General features: G+C 35.3%; 21 protein-coding genes. 18 read left to right on the forward strand and 3 right to left on the reverse strand.

Annotated features, from left to right (window positions below; genetic code table 11):
* The first annotated feature begins 112 nt into the window (after positions 1-112).
* The 3 genes from AC13CK_RS08430 (at position 113) to AC13CK_RS08440 (ending at position 3298) form a co-directional block, all read left to right on the forward strand.
* Entirely contained in the window at positions 113-961 is an 849-nt protein-coding gene (locus AC13CK_RS08430) for a hypothetical protein (protein WP_482831088.1), read from the forward strand.
* Positions 962-1647: 686 nt separating this feature from the next.
* Positions 1648-2778, forward strand: coding sequence for a hypothetical protein (locus AC13CK_RS08435; protein ID WP_005005771.1), 1131 nt, complete (start codon positions 1648-1650; stop codon positions 2776-2778).
* A 7-nt stretch (positions 2779-2785) separates the two neighbouring features.
* A complete protein-coding gene (locus AC13CK_RS08440) occupies positions 2786-3298 on the forward strand; it encodes a hypothetical protein (RefSeq protein WP_005005767.1) in 513 nt (170 codons plus the stop codon).
* Positions 3299-3362: 64 nt separating this feature from the next.
* On the opposite strand, the gene AC13CK_RS08445 is transcribed toward AC13CK_RS08440, so the two are convergent.
* Positions 3363-4016, reverse strand: a complete 654-nt coding sequence (locus AC13CK_RS08445) for a hypothetical protein (RefSeq protein WP_005005764.1) — start codon at positions 4014-4016, stop codon at positions 3363-3365.
* 164 nt (positions 4017-4180) lie between these two features.
* Here AC13CK_RS08445 and AC13CK_RS08450 point away from each other — a divergent pair, with 164 nt between their 5' ends.
* The 6 genes from AC13CK_RS08450 (at position 4181) to AC13CK_RS08475 (ending at position 7790) form a co-directional block, all read left to right on the forward strand.
* Positions 4181-4603 (forward strand): hypothetical protein, encoded by a 423-nt coding sequence (locus tag AC13CK_RS08450; RefSeq protein WP_005005760.1) that lies wholly within the window; start codon positions 4181-4183, stop codon positions 4601-4603.
* A gap of 5 nt (positions 4604-4608) precedes the next feature.
* Positions 4609-5118, forward strand: coding sequence for a hypothetical protein (locus AC13CK_RS08455; protein ID WP_005005759.1), 510 nt, complete (start codon positions 4609-4611; stop codon positions 5116-5118).
* Between the two features lie 9 nt (positions 5119-5127).
* The gene (locus AC13CK_RS08460) at positions 5128-5616 is read left to right on the forward strand and encodes a hypothetical protein (RefSeq protein WP_068523909.1); all 489 of its coding nucleotides are present in this window, start codon (positions 5128-5130) and stop codon (positions 5614-5616) included.
* Entirely contained in the window at positions 5609-6388 is a 780-nt protein-coding gene (locus tag AC13CK_RS08465) for a M48 family metallopeptidase (protein ID WP_005005756.1), read from the forward strand. The genes AC13CK_RS08460 and AC13CK_RS08465 overlap by 8 nt, the downstream gene beginning before the upstream one ends.
* A gap of 15 nt (positions 6389-6403) precedes the next feature.
* A complete protein-coding gene (locus AC13CK_RS08470; RefSeq protein ID WP_005005753.1) occupies positions 6404-7303 on the forward strand; it encodes a hypothetical protein in 900 nt (299 codons plus the stop codon).
* A 187-nt stretch (positions 7304-7490) separates the two neighbouring features.
* A complete protein-coding gene (locus AC13CK_RS08475) occupies positions 7491-7790 on the forward strand; it encodes a hypothetical protein (protein ID WP_482831089.1) in 300 nt (99 codons plus the stop codon).
* A gap of 175 nt (positions 7791-7965) precedes the next feature.
* Here the strand turns inward: AC13CK_RS08475 and AC13CK_RS08480 are convergent, their stop codons facing one another.
* On the reverse strand, positions 7966-8328 hold the full coding sequence (locus AC13CK_RS08480; RefSeq protein ID WP_005005750.1) for a hypothetical protein: 363 nt from the start codon (positions 8326-8328) through the stop codon (positions 7966-7968).
* 60 nt (positions 8329-8388) lie between these two features.
* On the opposite strand from AC13CK_RS08480, the gene AC13CK_RS08485 reads away from it, so the two are divergent.
* Positions 8389-9135, forward strand: a complete 747-nt coding sequence (locus AC13CK_RS08485) for a hypothetical protein (RefSeq protein WP_005005749.1) — start codon at positions 8389-8391, stop codon at positions 9133-9135.
* A 99-nt stretch (positions 9136-9234) separates the two neighbouring features.
* On the opposite strand, the gene AC13CK_RS08490 is transcribed toward AC13CK_RS08485, so the two are convergent.
* Positions 9235-9588: a hypothetical protein gene (locus AC13CK_RS08490; protein WP_005005748.1), complete on the reverse strand. Its 354-nt coding sequence runs from the start codon at positions 9586-9588 to the stop codon at positions 9235-9237.
* A 74-nt stretch (positions 9589-9662) separates the two neighbouring features.
* Between AC13CK_RS08490 and AC13CK_RS08495 the strand changes: the two genes are divergently transcribed.
* The 8 genes from AC13CK_RS08495 (at position 9663) to AC13CK_RS08530 (ending at position 22947) form a co-directional block, all read left to right on the forward strand.
* Entirely contained in the window at positions 9663-10181 is a 519-nt protein-coding gene (locus AC13CK_RS08495) for a hypothetical protein (protein WP_005005747.1), read from the forward strand.
* A gap of 90 nt (positions 10182-10271) precedes the next feature.
* Positions 10272-11594 (forward strand): hypothetical protein, encoded by a 1323-nt coding sequence (locus AC13CK_RS08500; protein ID WP_482831090.1) that lies wholly within the window; start codon positions 10272-10274, stop codon positions 11592-11594.
* Between the two features lies 1 nt (position 11595).
* Positions 11596-12363, forward strand: coding sequence for a hypothetical protein (locus AC13CK_RS08505; RefSeq protein ID WP_482831091.1), 768 nt, complete (start codon positions 11596-11598; stop codon positions 12361-12363).
* A gap of 6 nt (positions 12364-12369) precedes the next feature.
* Positions 12370-12753, forward strand: a complete 384-nt coding sequence (locus AC13CK_RS08510; RefSeq protein WP_005005744.1) for a hypothetical protein — start codon at positions 12370-12372, stop codon at positions 12751-12753.
* An 18-nt stretch (positions 12754-12771) separates the two neighbouring features.
* A complete protein-coding gene (locus AC13CK_RS08515; RefSeq protein ID WP_005005743.1) occupies positions 12772-14412 on the forward strand; it encodes an LPD1 domain-containing protein in 1641 nt (546 codons plus the stop codon).
* 228 nt (positions 14413-14640) lie between these two features.
* A complete protein-coding gene (locus AC13CK_RS08520; protein ID WP_010591556.1) occupies positions 14641-15447 on the forward strand; it encodes a hypothetical protein in 807 nt (268 codons plus the stop codon).
* A 933-nt stretch (positions 15448-16380) separates the two neighbouring features.
* Entirely contained in the window at positions 16381-21567 is a 5187-nt protein-coding gene (locus AC13CK_RS08525; protein ID WP_171518569.1) for an AAA domain-containing protein, read from the forward strand.
* Positions 21568-21570: 3 nt separating this feature from the next.
* Positions 21571-22947 (forward strand): hypothetical protein, encoded by a 1377-nt coding sequence (locus AC13CK_RS08530; protein ID WP_005005738.1) that lies wholly within the window; start codon positions 21571-21573, stop codon positions 22945-22947.
* The last annotated feature ends 233 nt before the right edge of the window (positions 22948-23180 follow it).

A 23180-nucleotide genomic window follows, 5' to 3' on the forward strand; every position in this document is an offset into this window, starting at 1 on the left:
TAAAACCGTCCTTAAAAGGCGGTTTTTTTTATTCTTAAAACATACCTATTTATTTTAAAACCACATTCTATATACTACTAACAGTTTAATGAATATTAATGTGGGTTTTATCATGATCAGTTCTAAAACAATATATGAACTATATCAATTGCTGAATCAATCCGAAGTACAAGAATTAAAATCATCTATAACTGAGACTTTTGGTGCAGATGTGGAAAGTGAAGAAGTTGATAAAAGCCCGGTCTTACAGCAAAAGATCAATTATTTTATTTATCAATATATACATCTCAAGCATCCAGAAAGAACAGACAAGATCTTATTCGATGCAAATGAGTCGGCTCACGAGGTTGTAAAAACAGAACACCTTAAAAGTGAGCCAGTACCCTTATTAAAAGATTTTGTATCAAACAGCAGCAATAAAGGTTTAGCACCTGAAGAACAAAAAGATGTAATTGCAGTCACTTTACCAGCCGAATTATCTGACATTCCTGTTGAACCAACAAATCAAAACCATACAGGAAATAATGAAGTAAAACATGACTATAACATTATCCTTGATGGACGAACTAAGCTAAATATATTGCTCGACAGATATTTAAGTGGTGTTGATGATGTGGCTCGTGAAATCATTGTGAAGTGCTTTCTTGTTATCTCTATATTTGTAGCACTGATCTCTCTTGTTATGGTTCTTCTGAATACGACCAATATTAACCAGATCCAAGAAATGTATGATATTGGCCATAAAACATTCCTATTCCAATATGCTGAAGTCTGCAATGTAAATGTTGAAGTTGCAAAAGCGAATCCATGTGTTATCTCAGAAATCAATAAACGTATTTCTGAACTATCAAATAGCAGATTTTGGAACACGTTCGGGGTGGTGCTTTTCTCACTTTTATCGTGCTTTTTCTTCTACCATATCTCTACTTACCGTGATTCTAAAGATAAGCACAACGGCTAGTCTTAAAAGGAGGTTAGGGTGTTTTAAAATGGTCTTAAAAGGCCATTTTTTTTATTTTAATAACAAAGTTTTATAGTTGATAAAAGGTATTCTAAAAGTATAATAGATACACTCTTAAAACTGGAATGCGTTGTGCTTTTTAAAATTCCAAAAACGGGTGAGATTGATTCAAGTGAACAATCGATGACAGGCCTGGTACTCAAATCGGCATACAACTTAGTTGCCATTTTCAATATTTGCTACATCTTTGTAGTTGTATTCTTTGTGTTTGAAATGTTTTTAAATACAACGATATACAAGATTAAATATCTACCAGAAACCCTCAATACTCCATCATATATATTGCAAATCATCATATTCATTTTATGTTTTTCTTCACTTCTGTATGCGATAAACAAAATGTTTGATGAAAAGTATATCCCTACACGCAAAGAAATCTATCTATTCCTTATCTCTTTTACTATCAATAGTTTATCAATGTTTATTTTTTTAGCTACCAAATAACACTGTAATACCAAGTTCCCACCGTAGCCTAAGCAAAAGTTACCTGTTTTTTTGGGTTTTAAAAGCAGTGAACAAGGGCAGAATTAAAACACAAAAAAATAAAATTAATAGTTTTAAAAAATATTTTTTAAAACTAAATCAGTGATAATATGTAACCAACGTTAAGTTTAAGAAAGTATATTATGTCTGATATTCGCAGCATCTATTTTTACGGTAATAATAAAAGCATCAAATTGGGTAAAAACCCAATCTTAAATACTGTCTTTGAAATTTTTCCAGCCACTAAAACCCCTTTAAAGCGGATTCTTAATCATAACCACCAGTGGGTTAGTAATTGCGCTTTTTACGTGCCTAACGATGTGAAAAGTGAATGGGTTAAAACGGTAACACTTTCAATTTTGACAATCTCAATTATGGCTTCCTTCCGTAATGCAATTGCACAGCAAAAAGGGTTGTCACCAAACGATGAAGCACTTGATGAAGAGGTAGAGAACCTTGTGCCAGATTCGTTATTCAATTCTGCTATTGAATTATCGGATCTTAAAAAAAGTTTATTAGAAGTTCTGCCAAATTTAATGAGCGAATACCTTGCACAAAACTTTGGTGAATACGAAAGCATTATTACAAACGGTGTAGCTAAGCTTTTTATTGATAACCATGAATTTTTGGATAAGCAACTTGATTCTGATGCTGGAACAGATAATCAGATTTCAATGTTAAATTTTACTGACAATGCAGATGAATTATTTCACACAACAAACTATATTTTAGTCCGTATTGCTGATTCAAATGAAAACTTGAAAATCAACTTTACTAACAGCAAACCACATGCAGAACACTTAGGCCGAATTCTGCATACATTATTGGGGGATGAAAGTTTTGAGATCTCAAAAGGTTCAATTGAGATACCTAATGACGAAGATGGCCAAGAAATTTTCATCTTTGAAAAAGAAACGAACTTTATTGATTTTTACAATTCATTATTGCTGGAAGTTAGTTTTTTTCTAGATCATGCAACAGTCTTAGAGCATATAGAAAAGTATGCACCAATTAACCAAACACTAAGCAGTTTGAGTGAGAATTTAGAAAAGAATATTAACTTTGTCATTTCTTCATTCAAAGAAACTCGCGATCTATCTGCATATTTAGAAAGCCGTGCTCAAATCATAGGGTTAATTCATGAAGCTGCACAAATCGCCAGCATTGAAATACAGCCAGTTGCTCAGGCTAAGGACCTTAAATCGTTAATTGAATCGCATCACCTGGTTACTTTTAATGATAAAGACACCTTTAAACAATTTAATTTATTTTGAGGTGAATATGAAATTTGTTATTAAAAATGGCATTGGTACACGTAAAGTCGAAGTGGATCTCGCATTAGATATACCATTGGTGCTACAAAAATCCATTTCTGTAATTGAGTATGAAGATTTCTTTAAATATTTTAGTGAGCAACATTTTCACATTTGCAAATTTAGAACGTTGAACTTTAAAGATAATAGCGTAGAGGGAAGTAGTAAGGAATTAAATCGCTTTATCTGGCTTGCTATGGCACATCAAGCTTATATGGAGCGTAAAGCTTTACTACCAAGTAAATATATTGCGGATCTAGAAGCTTCAATTTCAAGCATGTTTAATTTAGAGAGCGAATCGCGAGAATGGTACCGAGCTATTCACAAAGCCATAGATGCTTACCTTAAATCACAATTTCCTGAAGCAATAGAGTTTTTACCTTCCAACATTGCACCACTGGATGAAGTGACTAAAATTCTTATGCAAGAAGTACAGCCAGTGATACCAGTTGCAGACGAGCCAGCGAAGCTTTATAGCTGATTCTAGAAATAATTAAGACATAAAAAAACCATCTAAAAATTAGATGGTTTTTTTGTTTGTGTTTTTATAATTTTGCGAATACTTCAGGATTGTCATTCATAAACTGTTCAATGAAATCATTGTCTAATTCGACATGTTTTGGAAGCTTCTCATGTTCACGAACAATGGATTTTATAGATTCAATATTTTGCTGATTGAAAACAGGTGTTGTACGGCTCTTATAGCCAGTATCAGCCATCGCATAGCGATCATCAAACATACCTGAAGAGGTATTAGAATCGACTTCTGAGTCGCTTATAGATAGTGTTAAGTTGCGGTCTTCAGCTAACTTTAAAATGAATTCGTCAGAGATAAAGTTACGTAGCTCATGCAGCATAGATTCAACTTTATTGTGTTTAAAAAGCACCTTTGCAATTGAACGACAAGATAAGAAACCTTTTGTGATGTTTAGATCTAGTAATTTTTGAGGAATGATTGGATCGCTTTTCTTGTTGCTATTCGCGATCTGTTCAACTTCTTCATCAGTCATAGAAGCTATAATGTTTTTAAAGAAATTGCCATATTGAAACTTTTCAATTTTCTCCAGCATTGTCACTTGTTCTGTATCTAATAAGCAAAAAGAAATAGGTTTAAGCTTGCGTTGGTCGGTTTTGCTTAAACTGCCATTTTGGTTTAAGCGGTTCTCTTTGGTTTTAGCGTTAGTTTTAGAGTTAGTCATTTTAAACACCTTTCAATATGTTTTAAACTTTGGTTAATACCAATAATCATATTATAAGTGGTTTTAGCTAAAATACAAAAAATGAACATTTTGTTTTTTTAAAAAAATCTTTTAAATGTTTTTCGTATATACTATAAGAATATCTATCTTAAAAGGTATAACTCGTGATTAAAACTGATACAGGCGATACGGTTGGAGGGGGTTTAACGAATCCTCAGGATGAAGTTCTAGCATTGTTAGAAGAGTGCTTAAACTCTGAACAATATACAGCTCGTATTACTTATATTTGTGAAGATGGCGGTCAATTAGTAGGTAAAAAGGCAGCTTTAAAGATTTTAAAGGAACAAGAGGACAATGGTTTAATGTTGGTTCCAATACCAGTCTTAGGAAAACAACTAAGAGTCTGGAGTGGTTTAAGTAAAACCAAAATGTCTAGTCACACAGGATTGTACAACAATATACAGTGGTCAAAGTTTGAAAGTGGCGAAAAGTTAATAACAAAGCAAGCGTGGACATTACTTCAACTTAGACTTGGGGTACATCCAAAATACAAATTGGTTTTAAAAAATGAATTAGATGTCGAGTGAATTATATGTTAGTGAAATTAGCCCTTAGTGGTCATGCTTCTCCAGAAGCTTTAAGTAAATTTGAACGTATCAAAGCGTATGTGCCAGATAGCGCACCTGTTTTGGTCACATACTTTAATAAACAAGTTTTATTAAGTGATCTACTGGTTAATTTTTCTAATTTTTTACCATCGCTCGAAATCACAAAAGATAAAGACATGCTGGTTACGATTAGAGGAAATGAAACACCTTTAGTCGAATTTATTGTCAATTTAAAACTATACAGCATGAAATTAGGCAAACTTTTCTTTGAATTTGAGAATCAATTTAAAGAAAAAGAGCAAGACTTTAAGGGCTTTATTAAACGTCACAAACTTAAAGGTTTTGATCATGCCAATTTTGTTAATTACGTGAAACTAGGTGCATATGATAGTGCTTTAGACATTATCAAACACCAGTACGAAAGCGTTAAAAAAACATTCTTTGTACTGTTTAAAGATCGTTTCACCCTATTAGAAAGCAAGGGTTTTATTTAAGGATATTCTATGGAAATGTTAGATCCATCAAACACAAACCCTGGGCTCTTTTTAGTCATAATGGCTACGGCAATTGGTACCATACTTTTTGGTTTTTTAATTGTCGCTTTAATTGCACGATATAAGTTCAAGATTAAAGTTACGGTATCTAGTTTTATAGCTGCAGTTACTTTATCTGTATTTAGCTTTATATGCTTTGGTTCACTTGGTCCGATGGAACCTAAATACAGTACTTCAGTTGTTCAGCTTTATGCGTTGGGCTTACTGGCTGGTACTTTAATATTAAATATAGTTCTTCTGAAATTATTCAGCCCTAAAACTATTGAACAGTTAGCTTTGAAAGGTTTTAATAAGTCAGAAAATGAACAAAAAGAGCATTACAAAAACATCTTAAAAGAGTTTAAATGTATTACTGATTTGGAAGATAAAAACAAGCTTAATAAGCGCAGTTTTAACTTGTTAAATGTTTTTAAACATAAAGGAAAACAAAATGTTTGATTTTAAGATGAAATCTTTGTGTGTTTTGGCTGTTGCCGGATCTCTTTTAACTGGTTGCGTATCTAGTACTATTGATGGAATGGGTTCTAAACGCAAACAAATCATGTTGTATTCTGAAAAAGAATATCTTCAGCAAAGTACTCAGTCTTACAACAACATCATCACGACTGCTAAACAGCGTGGATTGATTGTGAATAACGCTCAAGTAAATAGAGTAGCAAAACGTCTTATCGCACAAGTTCCACATTATCGAGCTGACGCAGCAAATTGGAATTGGGAAGTTAATACAATCCGAGATAATGAAATCAACGCGTTTTGTCTATCTGGAGGCAAGATCGGTGTGTTGACTGGTTCTATCACAAAAATTAATGCAACTGATGATGAATTGGCTGCACTGATCGGCCACGAAATTGCACATGCTTTACGTGATCATGGGCGTGAAAAGGTAAGTAAAAAGCTTTTAACTGGTTTAGGTGTGCTTGCAGCTAGTTCGGCTGGTCTTGGTGACATGGTTGTATCTGGCACAAGTTTACTAGGCGATTATGGGGTTAACTTACCTGGTTCGCGCAAACTTGAAAGTGAAGCGGATCTTCTAGGTGTTGATATTATGGTTCGTGCTGGTTACAACCCACAGGGCGCAGTCAGCTTTTGGAATAAAGTAGTAGCCCAAGAAAAACAGGGCACTAAAATTGATTTCTTATCAACGCATCCTACTTCAGAAAAAAGAATTGTAGCGATCCAAGAATACATCAACCAAAATTACAGGAAATAATATAAGGAGCTGGTTATGGATATTTACACAGTTATCCGAGTGAGCAAAAAGTTGTTTGACCACGGTTATGTTGTAATACCAGAACACAAAGTAGATTTTAAATCGGCTTTACTGCTCTTAAATGAACAAACCGTTGATGATCGATTTCTAATATCTAAAGATATAGTAGGTGCTGAAATCAGAGGGAATTTTGCCTTAATTGAAAAGGAGGGGAAGTTTCAATTGTTTACCAAAGGAATAGATTACTTTTGTTTGAATGTTGAGCCTGAAAAATCCAGTACTGATCCTAAACCTGAAAAAGAGGTAAAAAAGAGTAAAGTAGTTCTCAAAAACCGTTATTTATATAAAAGTGGCGTCAAGAAGATAGGGGAGCTGGACACGTACAAGAAAAGAAGCGTCAAGATTACGAATGTAGGAAAACCATTTGTACTAAAACAAAAATTGCATGACGTTCCAGATTGGCTTTTTGAAAAGCTAAAAGACCAAGATGTATGTTGGATCTATTTTGAATATGCTGAAGAACAATTATCAGAGGCACCAATAGAAACTGCACCAATCAATTTAAAAAGTGACATTGAAAGTTGTGTTAAATACTTTAAGTTACATGGTGAAAAAACAAGAAAAAAACCAATTATCAATGCTGAAGCACCAGGTAACGTAAACCTATTCAGATATTGTGATTTACGGCGCATTGATCAGGAATTAAAAGTCTTATTTGTTTGTAGTGAAAACTATCTTTGGTTACTGGAACAAAATAGACAAGATCCACTACCTAACATCAAATTAAACAATATTAGTTTTGGCGGTTGGATCATTCCCAAGACGACAAACCAAGATATGTTGAATAAGCTAATAATGTTAGATAAAGAATTAAAAACGAATCCAGATGCTTATCTTCTAAGTGTACGAGAGTAAAGTACTCTCGTACAATAACTATTGTAATGCTACTAATTAAGTTGCTTAAATCTAAATAATTAAACATAGCTGCAAACATGAATCTCAATTTTTTATTCGGCTTTATCATAATTATTGTTGGCGGTGGTGCAGCAATAGTTGCGCTTCGTTCAATGTTAGAAAATGAAATTTTTATGAAGGATAGTATATGGCTATGAATAATTCTAAATTCGATAAATACTTATTGCGCTCATTTTTAAAAAATACTGGACTTGCAATAATTTCAATTAGTGCAATAGCATTGGTTATATTTGCATGTTATGTGGTTTATATAGGAATAGGAAAAGCATCAACTTATGTATTCAATAACTTTGTACTAACTCTAAAAACTATTGGCTATATCGTATTATTTTTAATCGCTTTAAATTTAGTTATCTGTTTTATTGAAAATGTTATCAAAGAAGCCAATCGAAAAAGGAGTGAAGATAGTTCAGAAGATAATGTATGAGGGTAATAAAAAGTATCATACTGGCTTACTCTCAACACTTTGATTTTTTGGTCTTTATCTCCATCAAGTGTATTTTCTAAAATATAGTATGAATCTTTTACCCTCATACACTAAGGGGTTAAGAAAGGTTTCGGCAAGAAACGCCCCTCAACAAAACACCTACGATAAAAAAGTTTTAGTGATCGTGGTGATCTGTATCAATTACGTCATTATTGTTTGCATTAAACTTAGCCTGCTCTTTATAAAAATTATAGTCGGCATTGTCGTATACAAGCTCTTTTGGGTAAGGGATACCCATTTCATCAAGCTTTAAAGCGTAATAATGCGGTATTGGCTTGGTTGGATTGAAGTATGGTTCAGGGTAGTACTGAGTAACGACTTTAGCGGAGTAGGAATTAACGAGTTGATCTACATCGCTTTCTATTGTTTTTTGTTGGTCATTGTAATAAGAGTCAACAAGCTCTTTGTCTGAGTGGCTTGCTGCACAACCTGAAAATATTAAAGGTATTAAAATAGCGATAATTCTATAATGTTTCATTTTAAATAGGCCCAGGTGTAGTGTATATTTAATGGAACGTTAAAATACTTTAGATTATACATGACTTTTAAAGATGCTGTAACACCACCTTTTAGCAGAGGAAAAAGAGAACATAAGTTCTTGGCTAAAATGTTAAAATCTGAAAAAGATAAGATTAAGCTTTATACCAAAAGTTTAAGAAAAATTACTTTTAATGAGCTTTTAATTAGAGCAACTTTAATTTTAGTTGTGGTTTTTGCGTTAAGTTTTTGTATCTTTGGCGTATACCTATCTTTGAACGGTTTATTCTCAAAAGATGTGCATTTAGGAATGATTGGCATTATAGGTGATAGTAGTAGAATAATATTATGTACCATCTCAGCTATATTGTGCGCGGTTACAGCTTTCAAACTGTTTAAGAAAGCAAAAATTGACTGGAAAGAACATCAGTCATCAAAACGATATGCCAAAGCAATAACGAAAGAGTACCAGTCATTAAATAATTTGATTTTGGAACAGATTAAACAAGATAAAACAGGCAGTTATTGGCTGAACAGCAAAGAGATCCTGAGCATAACAGAGCAATACGAAGATAACATAAATGAAAACACAAAAGATTATCTGGTAAGTTTTACGCAAGATACGACTAAAAAGTATGTTAGGTTTTACATATATAATAATTCGCATATCTCTAATGGGTATACCAATGTTTTACATATACACTCGACTACTTTAACAATTTATTCACACTGTCTAAGTTATTCGGATTCGTTGAGTGTTAAAGACCTTTTAGATATTTCTGTTAAAAGTATTTGCATAAATTATTAGTTTTACTATAATACTTTTAAGAACAAAATTTAAATGTTTCTTACGACATTAAAAGAATGGGAGGCTTATAGCTTCCCATTTTTCTTTTTAAAATAACTATTATTTTTCTAAAACATCATTTGCCTTTTTCTCAAAACCCTTAACTTCTGCTAAAAGTTCTTCATTTTGGGCCATTGTGTCAGTAAAGGTCTGTTTCGAGAATTTAATGAATTCCAATGCATCATTGATCGATTGCTCTTTGCTTGGCTTCACGTACTTCGGGAGCTTATTGAATTCAGTATCCACATTTCTTTTGATCGCAGAAAAGTCTTTATCAAGCGACTCGAATGCTGCACTGGTTGACTCAAGCTGTATACGTTCAGAAACTCTATGGTCGATGTTTTGGAACACCAGGAACACACATACAAAAACTAAACTAGCAATTAAACTATTTTTTAGAACAACTGTATCCATTTTAAAACCCTTTAACATTTCTTTGATATTTTTAGTATAATCACTTTAATGTCTTTAAAATTTTTTTAAAAAATATGTCTAAAGCCTCCAACGTTGAGCTCTTAAACTTTTATAGTCTTGTTAAAGTACCTTTTAAATATGCTCACAAAGAGGTGTTGTTCTCCATTTCTATTTTATATTTTAACGGTAAAACTAAATCATACGTTCATTATCACAAATTTGAAGATGAAGAATTGCAGACTGTTCTAGGGTATGTGGTTTCGGAGAGTCTGGCGTGGACCTTTGGATCTTTGAAAACTGATAAATTCACTGTTAATCAGAATTTTATTTTCAATACTGTGCAAGAAGTGGAAAAAAGCCTTAAAGAACAAATAAATGCTTTATATAAAAGCACGGGTATAAATGCTAAGTTTTCCATGCAATATGCCTTAAAGGATAAGCCATCTGCAGAAAACAACGACTTATTAGAGAAGATATTTGCGATTGATAAAATGCTACCATTTGCTTTTACATTTAATAATAACGGCGGTTATGAAGTTGCATTAAAAGAATGTTCGTTAAAACTAATTAATGATATTGGGTTTTTCGCTTAAAAGTCCTTAAACTATTAAATACCACTTCATTAATACTTATTTTTAATTATAATGTGGGGTATTAGTAGTTTTAAGTTAGGTCATTAATTAGTGAATAAGAAAACCCTTACCATAGCGATATTGTCAGTTTTGCTATTTGGTTGTGATAAGTTAAAGCCTTCAAATACTGATACTGCATCTCAAGAAGAACAAATAGATCCCATTGAAAAGAAAGTTGAGGAACAAGTTCGCAAATATGATGAACGTGTTACCACTTACAATCCATCTAACTACAAATTACCTCAATCAAGCCTTTCTACCACCAGCCACAAAGTAGCGTGTAATTTTGGTGTAGGGGGAGATCTACCAGCTTTGGCATCAAATGGCATGTTCTCACAGCCGTTATATCGTATTGAAGCTGAGCAGATCATGGATAAAGTTCAGGGCGATGTGATGTATGCCCCTTATTCAATCGCGACATCTGTTGAGGGTGATGTTTTATATGAATCTGAAATTGATAGCTTTGATCGACAGTTAAATACATTACGAAGTTATCAAATTAAATCATCTGAACAAAATATCATTTCGTCATCTGGCTTTTACACCAATTCAAACAAAGCTGTTCGTATGGCACCTATCCGCAGTTACCCGGTTGCTTATGTGAAGCGCTTGGACGGCGATATTGTTTCTACATCTATGTTTAATGATGCATGCAACAAAGAAGTAGGTGTACGTAACTACAAATGGCGCGAAATTGATGTGTCGGGCAAACCATATGCAAGTTTAGCATCCACTGTATCTGAGCAAATTGTTCGGGTGAATCAGTTTGGCATGTTCACCAGTGCATCAAATTTTTACAGCTACTTCAGTAGTGAGTTTGGCAACTTCTTGGATGCAAATAACAAGTTTAGATCCGCATTGGAGAAATCAGGACGTTTCCCTAAAGGTTCAAAAATCTACGTTCCATCTGAGATTAAAACGACTGATGAAACACTGGTGATTACGAAGAACCCTGAGCTTGAAATTACAGACTTCCAAAAAGACAAGGTTTTAGAGGCATACAACAAAGAGGCCAAAATACGGAATCTTGGCCAGATCGTATTCAAGGTCTACAACCTCAAAAACAATACTGTTTTCTATACACCATGGAATGAAACCAAGCACCGTGAAGCGGTCGAGTTTGAACCTATTGTTGTTATCGATGGCAAGGCTTATTCAGCAGTTTGGCATGTTCCTAATACTTTGACATTCAATGATTCGACCAGTGCTGGAAACTTAACGTATTACAACGCTACGGCGCATAACGCATTCGTCAATGCTGTTAAAGGTATATACCAAGGTCAGCAAAGCATGGTTGGTACAGAGCACGAAGATGATACCGAATATTCAATGAAGACTGCAGTTGAATACCAGAAAGCCCAGGCAGAGAAATAATATGGAATTAAGCACTATTGAAAAGAATACCGAAGCTCAAGACATTCAATCTGATGCGTATGACCAGCGTGTACATTCAGTATTGATAGTACCTGAACATGCCCTAAAAAAAATTGAGTCGATGATTTTGGCTACTGGTCATGTACAAAGTGACAGTACCAATCTTTTAGAAGTTTTAAGGCCAATGCCTGAAGAATTCAGAAAAGACGTTGATAACACCGAATTTACAGAAAAAGAAAACGGCGACATCGGTGATGCAGCCGTGGTCATTGTTGATGGTTTGATTCACGACACAAAACGCGGTGTTTGGATCTCTCAAAATTGGGGTTGTGGTAGTCCTAAATTCACCAAGCTTATTCAGGCTGGAGCTGAGCCACCAATTGAACTGATTGCCAAAAATAAGGGGAATAAGTTTAGTGCGACTTTAACGCACGAATTTCAAAAAGCGTATGAGCGAATGGGTTATACCCAAAAACAGGTCGGTTATATACACATCCTATCAAATGGTACACCAACGACTTTCTTTAACTACCTGAGTGACGAATTGCTGTGCAAACTGGAATTCATATCAGTAGACAACAACCGTTTAAACGCCTCACAAACTAACTTTTATAGTGCCGTAGAGCGAGGATCTGTTTCAGATTGGGGAGTGAGCTATCACAGAAAACCTTTTAACTTAGAAAATTACCCGATCAATTCTCTATTGGTGTCGGGATTAACAATAACTTCTATTTTGTACCTGATTTACAGCTATCTCTTTGGAGCTTAATACCAAATGAAATATTTAAACAGAACATCTCAAGATCGCGAAAAACATCATTACTTTAATCAACAACAGGGCGACAATAGAAAACAGCACAATCCGAACCATCGTCACCACTCTATTAGCTTAAATGATGTATTTCGGTCGTTATTAGCCCTTACTCAACTAGACAAAGACATCCCGACATTGATCAAGCTTTTTGAAGAACAAGGGCTTGAAATATGCGAAACGCGTGTACGCACTTGGTCAACACCCGTGCATATCAACAATAGACCAATACCACACATTATTTTTGTTGGTTTTATGAATTTACTTGAGTGCATCAATGCTGAAGCAAAACTCAAAGATATTAATCTGTTTGATCTGTCAGAAATCTTGGACGATATACGCAACTAACAATTATGTGGTTTAGCTATGACTGAAGAAATAAATAGTAATGAAAAAAAAGATGGTCCTATTACGGATGTAGGTAAAAAGTTTGCTGGTGCACGTAAAGACAACCCATCACCAGACTTCTCAGGCAACATGAATGGAATTAAGTCTGACAGCCTAGTGACTAAAAAGGAATATTGGCAAAAGCCTGATTTTAGAGCTGATGCCCAATCTGGCCATAAACCTGTAAAACATGCACTATTATTTTCTTTGGTCTATGCAAACTTAACCAACAAGCCTTTAGGGGGCGGTTGGTTTAGCATAGGTCAAAAGCAATGGGATGATGCCTACATTGCTACGCTACACTTCTTAAAAAACAAATATGAAAGCTCACACTACGAACGTTTAGAACAACTGACAGACGACTTTAATGCGTACATGACCGTTAAGTTTGGTGCTGGACGAAGTGAAAAAGATATTTTAGAACGCTACTCAGCTGGACGACATACCAATCGCAGAGTTAAACACCCACTATCATTTAGTTCAGACACACGTTTACGCTTAAAAAACTTAATCCCTTTAGGATGGCCAGACGATCGTGTACTTGATACGGATAATTATGGTGCCAAAAAATTATTAAACACTGAGACTGGTCAACATAAGTGGTATGCCGTTAAATCCATTTCAGCAAAGCGGTTTCAAACACTAGATGATTGGACGGAATACGACACATTCAATGCAGCACTAGAAAAAGTAAAAACATTTTTTCAGCCAATTTTAGATGAACGAGTCATAGAACCCAAAAAAGGACGCGCAAAACCACCCAAAAGACCGCGCTACGACAGAGTTGAAGTGCGCGAGGGTAAGGACCATCGAAAGGGTGAAAACATCGATAGCCAGTTGCTTATGGACTATTTCAAATTTTCTGGAGTCGAGTTCGGCAATTGGGTAAATCAAAAGGAACGTGCATGGTTTCTGAATTGCACGTATGACTCACTAATGGATCTTGTCGAACTTCTAGGTCTACCCGTTACGTTCGCATCTTTAGGCGGTAAGCTAGGAATAGCATTCGGTTCGCGTGGCACAGGCGTTGATAGCGCAGCTGCTCACTTTGAACCAGGTAATATGCTTATTCATTTGACCAAGACGCAAGGTGTTGGAGCACTAGCCCATGAGTTCGCGCACGGATTTGATTGTGTTTTGGCAAAACGAAACGGACTCAATAATAACTTTTTTAGCGAATACTTTCTTTACACCAGTAAAGGGCGTTACTCAGTACAGAATCATCAAGAGTCAGCATACAAACATCTTAAAGATGGCCAGACTGCAGATAAGTTTATCAAGCTGGTTAATTATCTTACTTTTAAGTCAACCAAATACCTTGATTACGAAGAAAGACAAGGCGGTACGGGCTTTATGAATAACGCCATGCACTTAGATCAATCACGGTCAATGTATTGGTCACAGCCAACAGAAATCTTTGCCAGACTGTTTGAATGTTGGGTGACGGATAAGCTGGCTGAAAATGATCAACAAAATGGGTTTTTGGTGCACGGCACAGAAGAGTCGGCAAATAGTTGGAATATGAAGTTAAGCGCATATCCAACAGGCAGAGAACGGGCAATTTTAGTTGATTTGATGGATGATTGGCTAAAAGCATTAGTGAGGTCGTGGACGAAATGAATGCAATCACTAAGACCTCAAAAAAAGAACGGATCTTATTCAATAATCCCAAAGCAACACGACTTTACAGGGAAGCAATAACAGAGCTTATTGCGTTTAAACCTTGGGAAGTTAACGCCACTGAGAATATGCTTACGATCTGCAACACCTACCGCTATGTCGTGAATAAACGTTGTTGTTTAGGGTACGAGTTTTGGTGTTACGACCGAAGCGAAAAAGAATGGGTACGTGTTAAGCCCTCAAGCGGTCGCCACAACTATGGGAAAAACTGGTGCAAAACAAATGACAAAAACAATGGTCTACAAGGCAGTAAAACGAGCAGATTTTGAGTATTCAAACGCAGCGCGTGGATACGTGTATCGGGGAGAGAAAATATCTGATGCTGAAGCGGAAAAACTAAAGCATAAATGGGCTAAAAAAGACCTGATGGACAATGCAAAAAAAGATGGATCGTTCACACCAGAATCATTAGAAATGTTCAAAACCTTGGTGAATCATGTATCACCACGGGAGTTGACCGCCAAACAGCAAGCTTTGACATACCATAGCCTTAAACGCTACACAGATTGCGTATTTAACCTTTATGAAGTCACCGCTAAACAAACACCTCCAGCAAAACTAAAACGACCGTACAGCATGCCTAGACTGGATGGTACGGATAACCCTTGGAACCAAGGCAAACGAGAAAACGATGTCTATATATACAAGGGGATTGAGTACAAAGGCATTGAAGCGGAAACAGCAATGCATAAAGTGGTGATTGCATCAGAATTAACGGCAATTGCCGGATTGGATAATCAGTTAGCGAATCTGGCCAACGAAACAGGTGTAGCGTTGTTTTCAGAATTTATTGAAGTTGCACACCAGAACAATGATTTAAAGGATTTAACATATGTAGTTTTTGATTATGTAAAACATCTAATTGTGACGATTGATCGCTATTTTGATTTAAAACTGAAATCTAACGTGTCGGTCAGTATTTCAGTGAACCGAGTAGCTGGCTATTCAAGGTATAGCATAGTTCAACGGAAATAGACGCACGAACGCAACCAGTGACATTACATGTGTCGTCAATGACAGCTTATGTGTCTCGAACGTGCACGTAATTTTGGATTGATTGGTTTGAATGCAGAAAATGTAAATTATGCAAAGTAACACCATGAATATAGCTGATGATTGTACGGTAGTACGTAGACCGTATCAAAGAATGACGACAGCTAACATGCTTAAGATTTGTTATAATAAACAAATTGTTAGTATCTAAACGACACATGAGCTGTCATTTTTTGGAAATTGCGACTACCCTATTCATTTTAATTCGAACTTTAACTTATGTTCACCTGAAGTCTAGTTAATAAAACTTTTAATAATTTTATTTATTATTTTCAATAACTTATATAAATAAAAAAATAATTATAAATTTTTGGTTCATGAACCTAATGAATTTATTGATACTTTTATAAAATAGAGTTAATTTGTCCGAGAGATATGGGTAGATATCTATTTTTGGTCTTTTTAGTGATTAGAGATATGACCATTGTCATCAAATTTTAAGGAATTCCTTAAGTTTTTTTCTTATAATTCAATAAAATAATTTTGAATACTCAAAAATTAAATGTAATATAAGTCACATTATGAACCGTTAAGTGAAATACGTTTTGCTTAAACGAATGATTGAGTTAGATCATCTAAATGATGATCGTGCTAGAAGACTCAGGTTTTACACCAAAATATTTGGCAGACTTTATTTTAAATACAATCCTAAACTGAATATAAAAAACCTTCGGAGGGCTTATTTGGCCAAACTAACCATCAACCTGAAAAAACTAAATTCTTACGCTAAGTATTTTTTCTAAAAGACACCGTACATATAGCATTACTTTATGTTAATAAAAATTTAGCATCATTTTTGACGCTTATTTGTTGTATGTGCAAAAGCAAGACATTTTAAATAAAGAATCTTTTAATATGAAAGTTACATATCCAGAGACAGGTATATACGAGCACGAACTCAAAGCAATTGATAAGATTAAAAAGGTCTTTGATCGTGGCGAAAAAACTAAAAACTGGCGAGCATATGCTGGTTTTGAATTTATGCATAAAAATGGAAAAAAAGCAGTAGCGAAAGGTAGTTCTGAGAAATTTGAATATGATCTCCTAATTATTACTCATGCAAACATTTTGGTCATTGAATTCAAGGACTGGAACGGTAAGGAAATTACAAAAGTTGCAGGAAAATGGTACGTAGGTAATAAAGAGCAAGATTCATGCCCTGTAGCTAAAAATGTAAAAAAAATGCAAATTATAGTTAATAAACTAAAGGATAAAGTTTCAGAAAAGAAAGCTAAGGGCATTACATTTCATTACCAAAGTGTTTCTCACTTTGTTGTCATGTGTGGTAAAGCAGATTATTCGCGCCTGCCTCCAGAAGATTTAGAGCACATTCTTTCGATAGATGAGTTTATACAATTAGCTCAACAGAAGAATTTTAATAATATGTTCCGCAAGCATCTGGAACGTGATGGTCGCATATATGATATTAAAAAAGAATATCACGCCATTATTGATGAAATTTTTGCGCCTGACCAAATTCAACCACGCTCTTTGATTATTAATAATCATGAACGAGGTGACTTGATCTTACCGCATCCTAAAAAGATTTATAGCGAGTATAAAGCGCATTCATTGACCATCGTTGGTGAAAAATCTTTAATGCGTTGTTGGGATTTTAATGAATTCAAGTTGAGTAACTCAAGAATGAGTCAGCCTCAACATCGATTCAACTTGATCTGCAATGAGCGCCGGGTTTTCCAAAAAATTAAAACAGAAAAGCCTGATCTTTATCAAAGTTGTTTGCACCCGATTACAAACCCAAGTCTTGATGACATGACATCAAAATATAATGAGTTGTATGAGTTGCCTGAGAACAGCTATCGAGTCAACGAATTCATCGGCGCTTATGCTGAGAAAATGTCTGAATCTGAGAAATTGGATTTATTCCAGATTTTGCTTGGTAAATTTAATCACCTACATCAAATGGGAATTACTCATGGTGATGTGGGTGATCATAGTGTGTGGATCTCTTATAAAAAGGAGATATTGCTATCCAATTTTTCGGCAGCAAATGATCAAACACAGCCCTCGAAAATTGACCCTGAACTGGCTAACGAACTCCCATTTTTGAATACAACAGCTCATCTTCCGAATCTTGCGCTGACAGCTGCACAAAAGGATGTGTATTGGTTAGGGCAGTTAATCCTTCATATTTGGAAGAATGCTCGACTGAGCCCACGTTCATTGAAAAAATTTAGTCTTGAGGAGCGAGATCAGAACCACTGGTTAGAGCGTATTTTAACACGAGCTTTGACAGGGAAATATGATAATGCATGTGCAGTATTCCAAGATTTCTTAGCTCAAAAACCTGCTGAACAAGTTAGTTATGAACTTGATGCAGATGTACTGAATCCATATTTAAATCAGACAAATACCTATATCAGTTACCCGATATTTGGCGCGCCTATTGATGCTAACCAAAATTTTACACTCTATGCATCAGGCAACATGTTAGTCAAAACATGGATGGGTAAAGTTGCATCTGCAATGACAACTTATCAAAAGAGTTGTTTTAAGCGATTCTTTGAAGAACTTAAAATGACGCAGGCTCTCAATTTGCCATACCTTCCTAAGATTATTGATTTTGGTTTATCAACTAGCACAGCATGTGTGTATCTAGTAACTGAAATGGTAAAGGGTGAAGCTTGGTCAACGGTTATTGAGGGCTTAACTGAGGATGAAAAAAATGAACTTTCACTTCAGTTATTGCATTCTCTGAAAAAATTTCATGAGCATGGCTTTCAACATGGAAACTTGGATGATGAAAAGATTCTAGTAGATAAAACAAACTTGAAAGTTAGTTTTAATGATTGCTTCCATCCTGAAGTACCACAACCTGATTCTTCTAATGCTTATTTCCCATCTGATATTGAAGATCCAACAGTCATTCAGTGTGACAACTTTACTGCATTGAAATTAATCGCAGATCTATACGATATAGACTTGGCTGTGGATGATGTGGCTTCAATGGATCCTACTTTATCCTGGCTAAATACAGCCTTGAGCATAGAAGGAATGGAAGATCCAAGTGTACGCTATATTGATAATTCTCGCTTTATAGAGGCATTTGAATGTAAGGGTGCTATTGTAAAAGAAGCTCCTCAGATTAGTATTTATACAAGTAAGGTTGAGACGCCCTTTACGATTTATCCCGAAAACGGCAAAGTTTATATCCAACTTGAGGCAGCAAGTGAGGGGGATTTTCGATTTACACTTAGCGGAATCAATGGCATGTTAAAAGGGTTTTATAAGCCCCATGAAAATCAATTAAGTTTCCTTGATTTTGTCAAAAAACAAGACCTGTGGTGGAAGGCTAGTAGGGATGCAGATCTGACTATTGATGTTAGCATTGAAGTCCACCCGATATCTGGGATGAGTAAGCGTGACAACATTGTAGAGTTAAATGACTTCTTAGCAAAAGATCAAAACTTTAAGGATGCTATTGAACAGTTTAAGCAAGCACAGCTCAAAAGGACTCAAGAGAAAGAGGAAACATTACGGGCTCTGCGTGAACAAAAAGCATTACAAGAAGAGATAGGCGATGTTATAGCTACTGATGAGCTTATGGCACAGCCAATGAGTCATCTGCCTACACATAGCCACTTAATTGATATTGAAACGAAAGAGTTGTGGAAAAAAGTCATGGCGACTGAGCGTCATGCACATCCTACAATCACTCTGTCTGAGCCGTTAAAGATAGTTTCGAGCAAACATTTTAAAGATTCAAAGAGTGCTATTGCATACTATGACTCTGCAGAAGATGTTTCAGCTAAATTTTCAAAGACCGATAAAGTCGATGTAATGTGCACTAAAGAAACTGGGGCGGGAGGTGATTACACTTTCTGCATAGGTACGGTGAATATTGCGCAATCAAAAGTCGGAGAATTGTGGATCGATTTTTGTAAAAAAACAAATGAAGTTCCTGAAGAAGCAACACTGTTTCTACAAAGCAAGGCAGATAAGTCATCTAATCGGAAACGTGCAGATGCTCTGACAAATATTCTGAGTAATAAGGCTGTCATTGAAAATCTCGTAGATTACTTTGAACCATCATTAGTGATTGAAGCAAAAGATTATGAGATTGAAGTGCCTGATGAAGATCTAGATCACTATAACAAATACAAAAATGGGGAATTGGTTAAAGCCCTCAATCCATTACAACGTAAAGCGTTCCGTAATGTGCTTAAGTATGGACCTGTATCACTATTAAAGGGACCACCAGGAACCGGCAAAACTGAATTTATCTCTATACTGGCTCACTATCTCTATGATAAACAAAATGTATCTAACATCTTAATTGTTAGTCAGTCGCACGAAGCTGTAAATACAAGTGTTGAGCGTATACGTCAGCTATGCACAGAGTATGACACACCATTAAGTATTGCTCGAATAAGCAATAAAGAGAGTGCTGTGTCTCCTGAATTAAAAGATGTCTATACAGGCTCAATTATTACGAGCCAGATAGAGCTGTTTAAGTCTAATATTAAAGAAAGAGTGCTTGAGCTTGCAAAAGATTTATCACTTGAAGCTGAATACTTGAGCGATCTTTATGAAATCAGAGTCACTATTTTAAATAGTCTTAAATCTGCGTATCAGTCAATCGACCAAGATGATCTTGATCAAAAGTTTAGTTTCTCATTAGAAGAGTATACCCAGGCTTTCAAATCAGCAATGCATAAGCTGAAGAGCATGTTTGACGGAAATCAAGACTTTTGGGATCAACTGGAAGACTGTATCAATGATAAAGAGATAACAGTATTAAACCAGTTAAATAAGATCGACATGATTACGTTCGCAGCACTTAATCAATACTACGGGGTATCTAATGAGGAAGGACTTAAAGCGAAAGCCTTGATCAATATTGCCCTAGATTATGAACCATTAATTGAAAGCCAAAATGCTAATTATGAAAGTTTTCTGGTCAAAACAAGGCAATTAGTCTGTGGCACATGCGTTGGTGTTGGCCAACAAAGTATTGGAATCGCCAATCACGTATTTGATTGGGTGATTATTGATGAAGCAGCACGTTCAATCGCTTCAGAATTGGCAATTGCAATGCAGTCAGGTGCACGTATTTTATTAGTTGGGGATCAAGACCAACTTCCTCCACTATATTCGAGCGATCATATAAAGGCTTTAGCTAAGCAACTTAAGATATCAGATGATGATTTGGAAGATAAATTACAAAGCGACTTTGGCCGTATCTTTAATTCACATTATGGACTAAAGGCTAGTTCAGAACTCTTGTCACAGTACCGAATGAGTCCGAGCATCGGCGAATTAGTTTCAGACTGTTTTTATGAAGGAAAACTTGAAACTGAAGTTGTCGATTCTCGTGGTTTAAGTGATGAAGAGCTGAAAGAAATTAAGTTAAAGCGGATTGTGCCTGATAACTATGCATCCGACATCGTAATAGAATTGAATTCAACAGTTACTTGGGTGGATACTGGGAATGCTGAGCATTTCAAAATGGAGAAAGGTAGTAGTATTTATAACCCACATGAAATTAATGAAATTATCGATTTTCTTCAGCGGATTGACCAAGACAAACTCTTGTTAAATAAATTAGTGCCAGAGCCTGATTCCCTTAAAGAGCCTGCTATTGGTGTAATTTGTACCTATGCTGAGCAAAAAAACCGGTTAAGAAAAGCCTTCTCTTTGTGTGAAGTGTCAGATGCATTGAGATCAATTGTGCGTATTGATACGGTGGATAGTTATCAAGGTAAACAGAATAAGATCATCATTCTCTCAGTTACGCGAAATGATCCAACTAAGTTTCCTGCATTTTTGAAGTCACCAAATCGTGTGAACGTGGCTTTATCTCGCGCAATGGATCGTCTTGTAATCTTTGGTGCGTCAGAAATGTGGCAAGGAGTCAACAGTAACTTACCTTTAGGACGCGTATTAAATTACATCAAGTGCCGTGAAAATCAGACTTTAGAATATCGATATATTTCAAAACGCGCCATTGTCAAAATAGTACAAAACAATCCGCACATTAATAAAAATAGATCAAAAAAATATAGAAAGGCAGGGGTATAACTCATGGAAAATTCACTAAGAAGCTATCATGACGTAGATGTTACATTGCCATCACAACTATTCAATGTGGCATTTAGCTATACCACAACAGATACCTTAGATTTTATTGATTCTATGGTATTGCGCCTATTGGTAATTGCACCACTTTCTGCTGAAAAAATAGCGCGGTTCTTAGGGTTATCTAATCATGAAACAGATGTGCTATTAACTAAATTATTAAAACAAATGCAGATAAAACATCTTGAAGATGATCGATTTGCTCTGACTCAGCGACTTGAGAAAGCATTCTCGGATGTTTGTGCAATTCCTTATGTAAATAAGATTGAGGACAATATTCAAAAGATGAGTTTTGAGATGATTGGCTTGAATCCTGAGCCAGTTAATCCCAACGCATCTGACAATGGGGCAAATTCAATTAAATTAGATGCTTCTAACCAATACCTTTCAAATGGTGAGTCTTTGGTTAGTAAGGAGTTTCAGAAAAATTTTCGATTTTATTTCAGCCAAGGATTAGTTAAGTTGAATCCATCAGTGGATGAAAAGAAGCTGCAACTGTATAAAATGAGCCAAGTGGAAAAATTGCGAGACCATTCTCGTCGTTTTACATTACCATTGACGCTTGATGAGAATTATACACCTACAGAGATTAGTGATTTTAATCACATGGAAAATCTTAACAAAATCGAAGATTCTCTTTACGCTGCTCTTAGATCAGCTAAGAAGCCACAAAATATTGAGGATATTCTAAAGGTACTCCATGAATTAGATATGGAGGATACTTTTTCAGTTGAATCTATTTTTAGCGAGAATAAGCTTAATTTAGATCGCTTATTTAAGCTAGAACACAAATCCAATGAATACTTTATCGGGCCAATATATTCTAAGGAAAATTCAGACCTGTTTTTCAAAACAATCAAACAATATCAAGACCAGAATAATGATGATAAACAGCTGTATTGGTTAGCTCCATCAGATGAATTTTGGGGTAAGTCAGATAGATTTAGTGATTTTATTGATCGTTTATCGACAACCACAATTACCAAAAACTTTAAATGCTTCTTACCAGTGGCATACAGAAATGATAAACAATCAATCGCAAGTTATAAAAAACTAATCACAGCTGAGGCAGGAGCCAAGCACTTTCTAACGTTTAAGGAAAGTAGTGTAGTTTTTGACGGTAATTTTGAGCTTTTGGTTATGAAAGACTCTTTTTGTGTTTTGATTATTCACGTTAGTGATTCATCCACAAATATTTTAACAACAGTGCCTGTGGGTATTATTGTCAAAAATAAGGCTATTGCCCAATCGTTTTATAAGTTTTTTGAAGACTTAGAGAACGATGGAGAGAACTTCTTTGGTTTATTAAATTCTAAAAAATAGAATAATCATCTTAAAAAGCTAGCAGATTTGCTAGCTTTTTTAAACTCAAATTAGAGTGGCAACAATCCAGACCAGACATTTCTACTTTGAAGTGGCTTTGTTGCACAAAGATTTGAAATGCAAAGCGCCCCTAATTGAGCCAAATTTAAGGCGTAACTTGGGTAAGTGGTCGACCTAATTCCGTAAATCTGTTAAGGACTGCTACACGTGCATGGATCTCATTCACTTGGCTA

It is taken from the genome of Acinetobacter sp. L-24 (assembly GCF_056857555.1).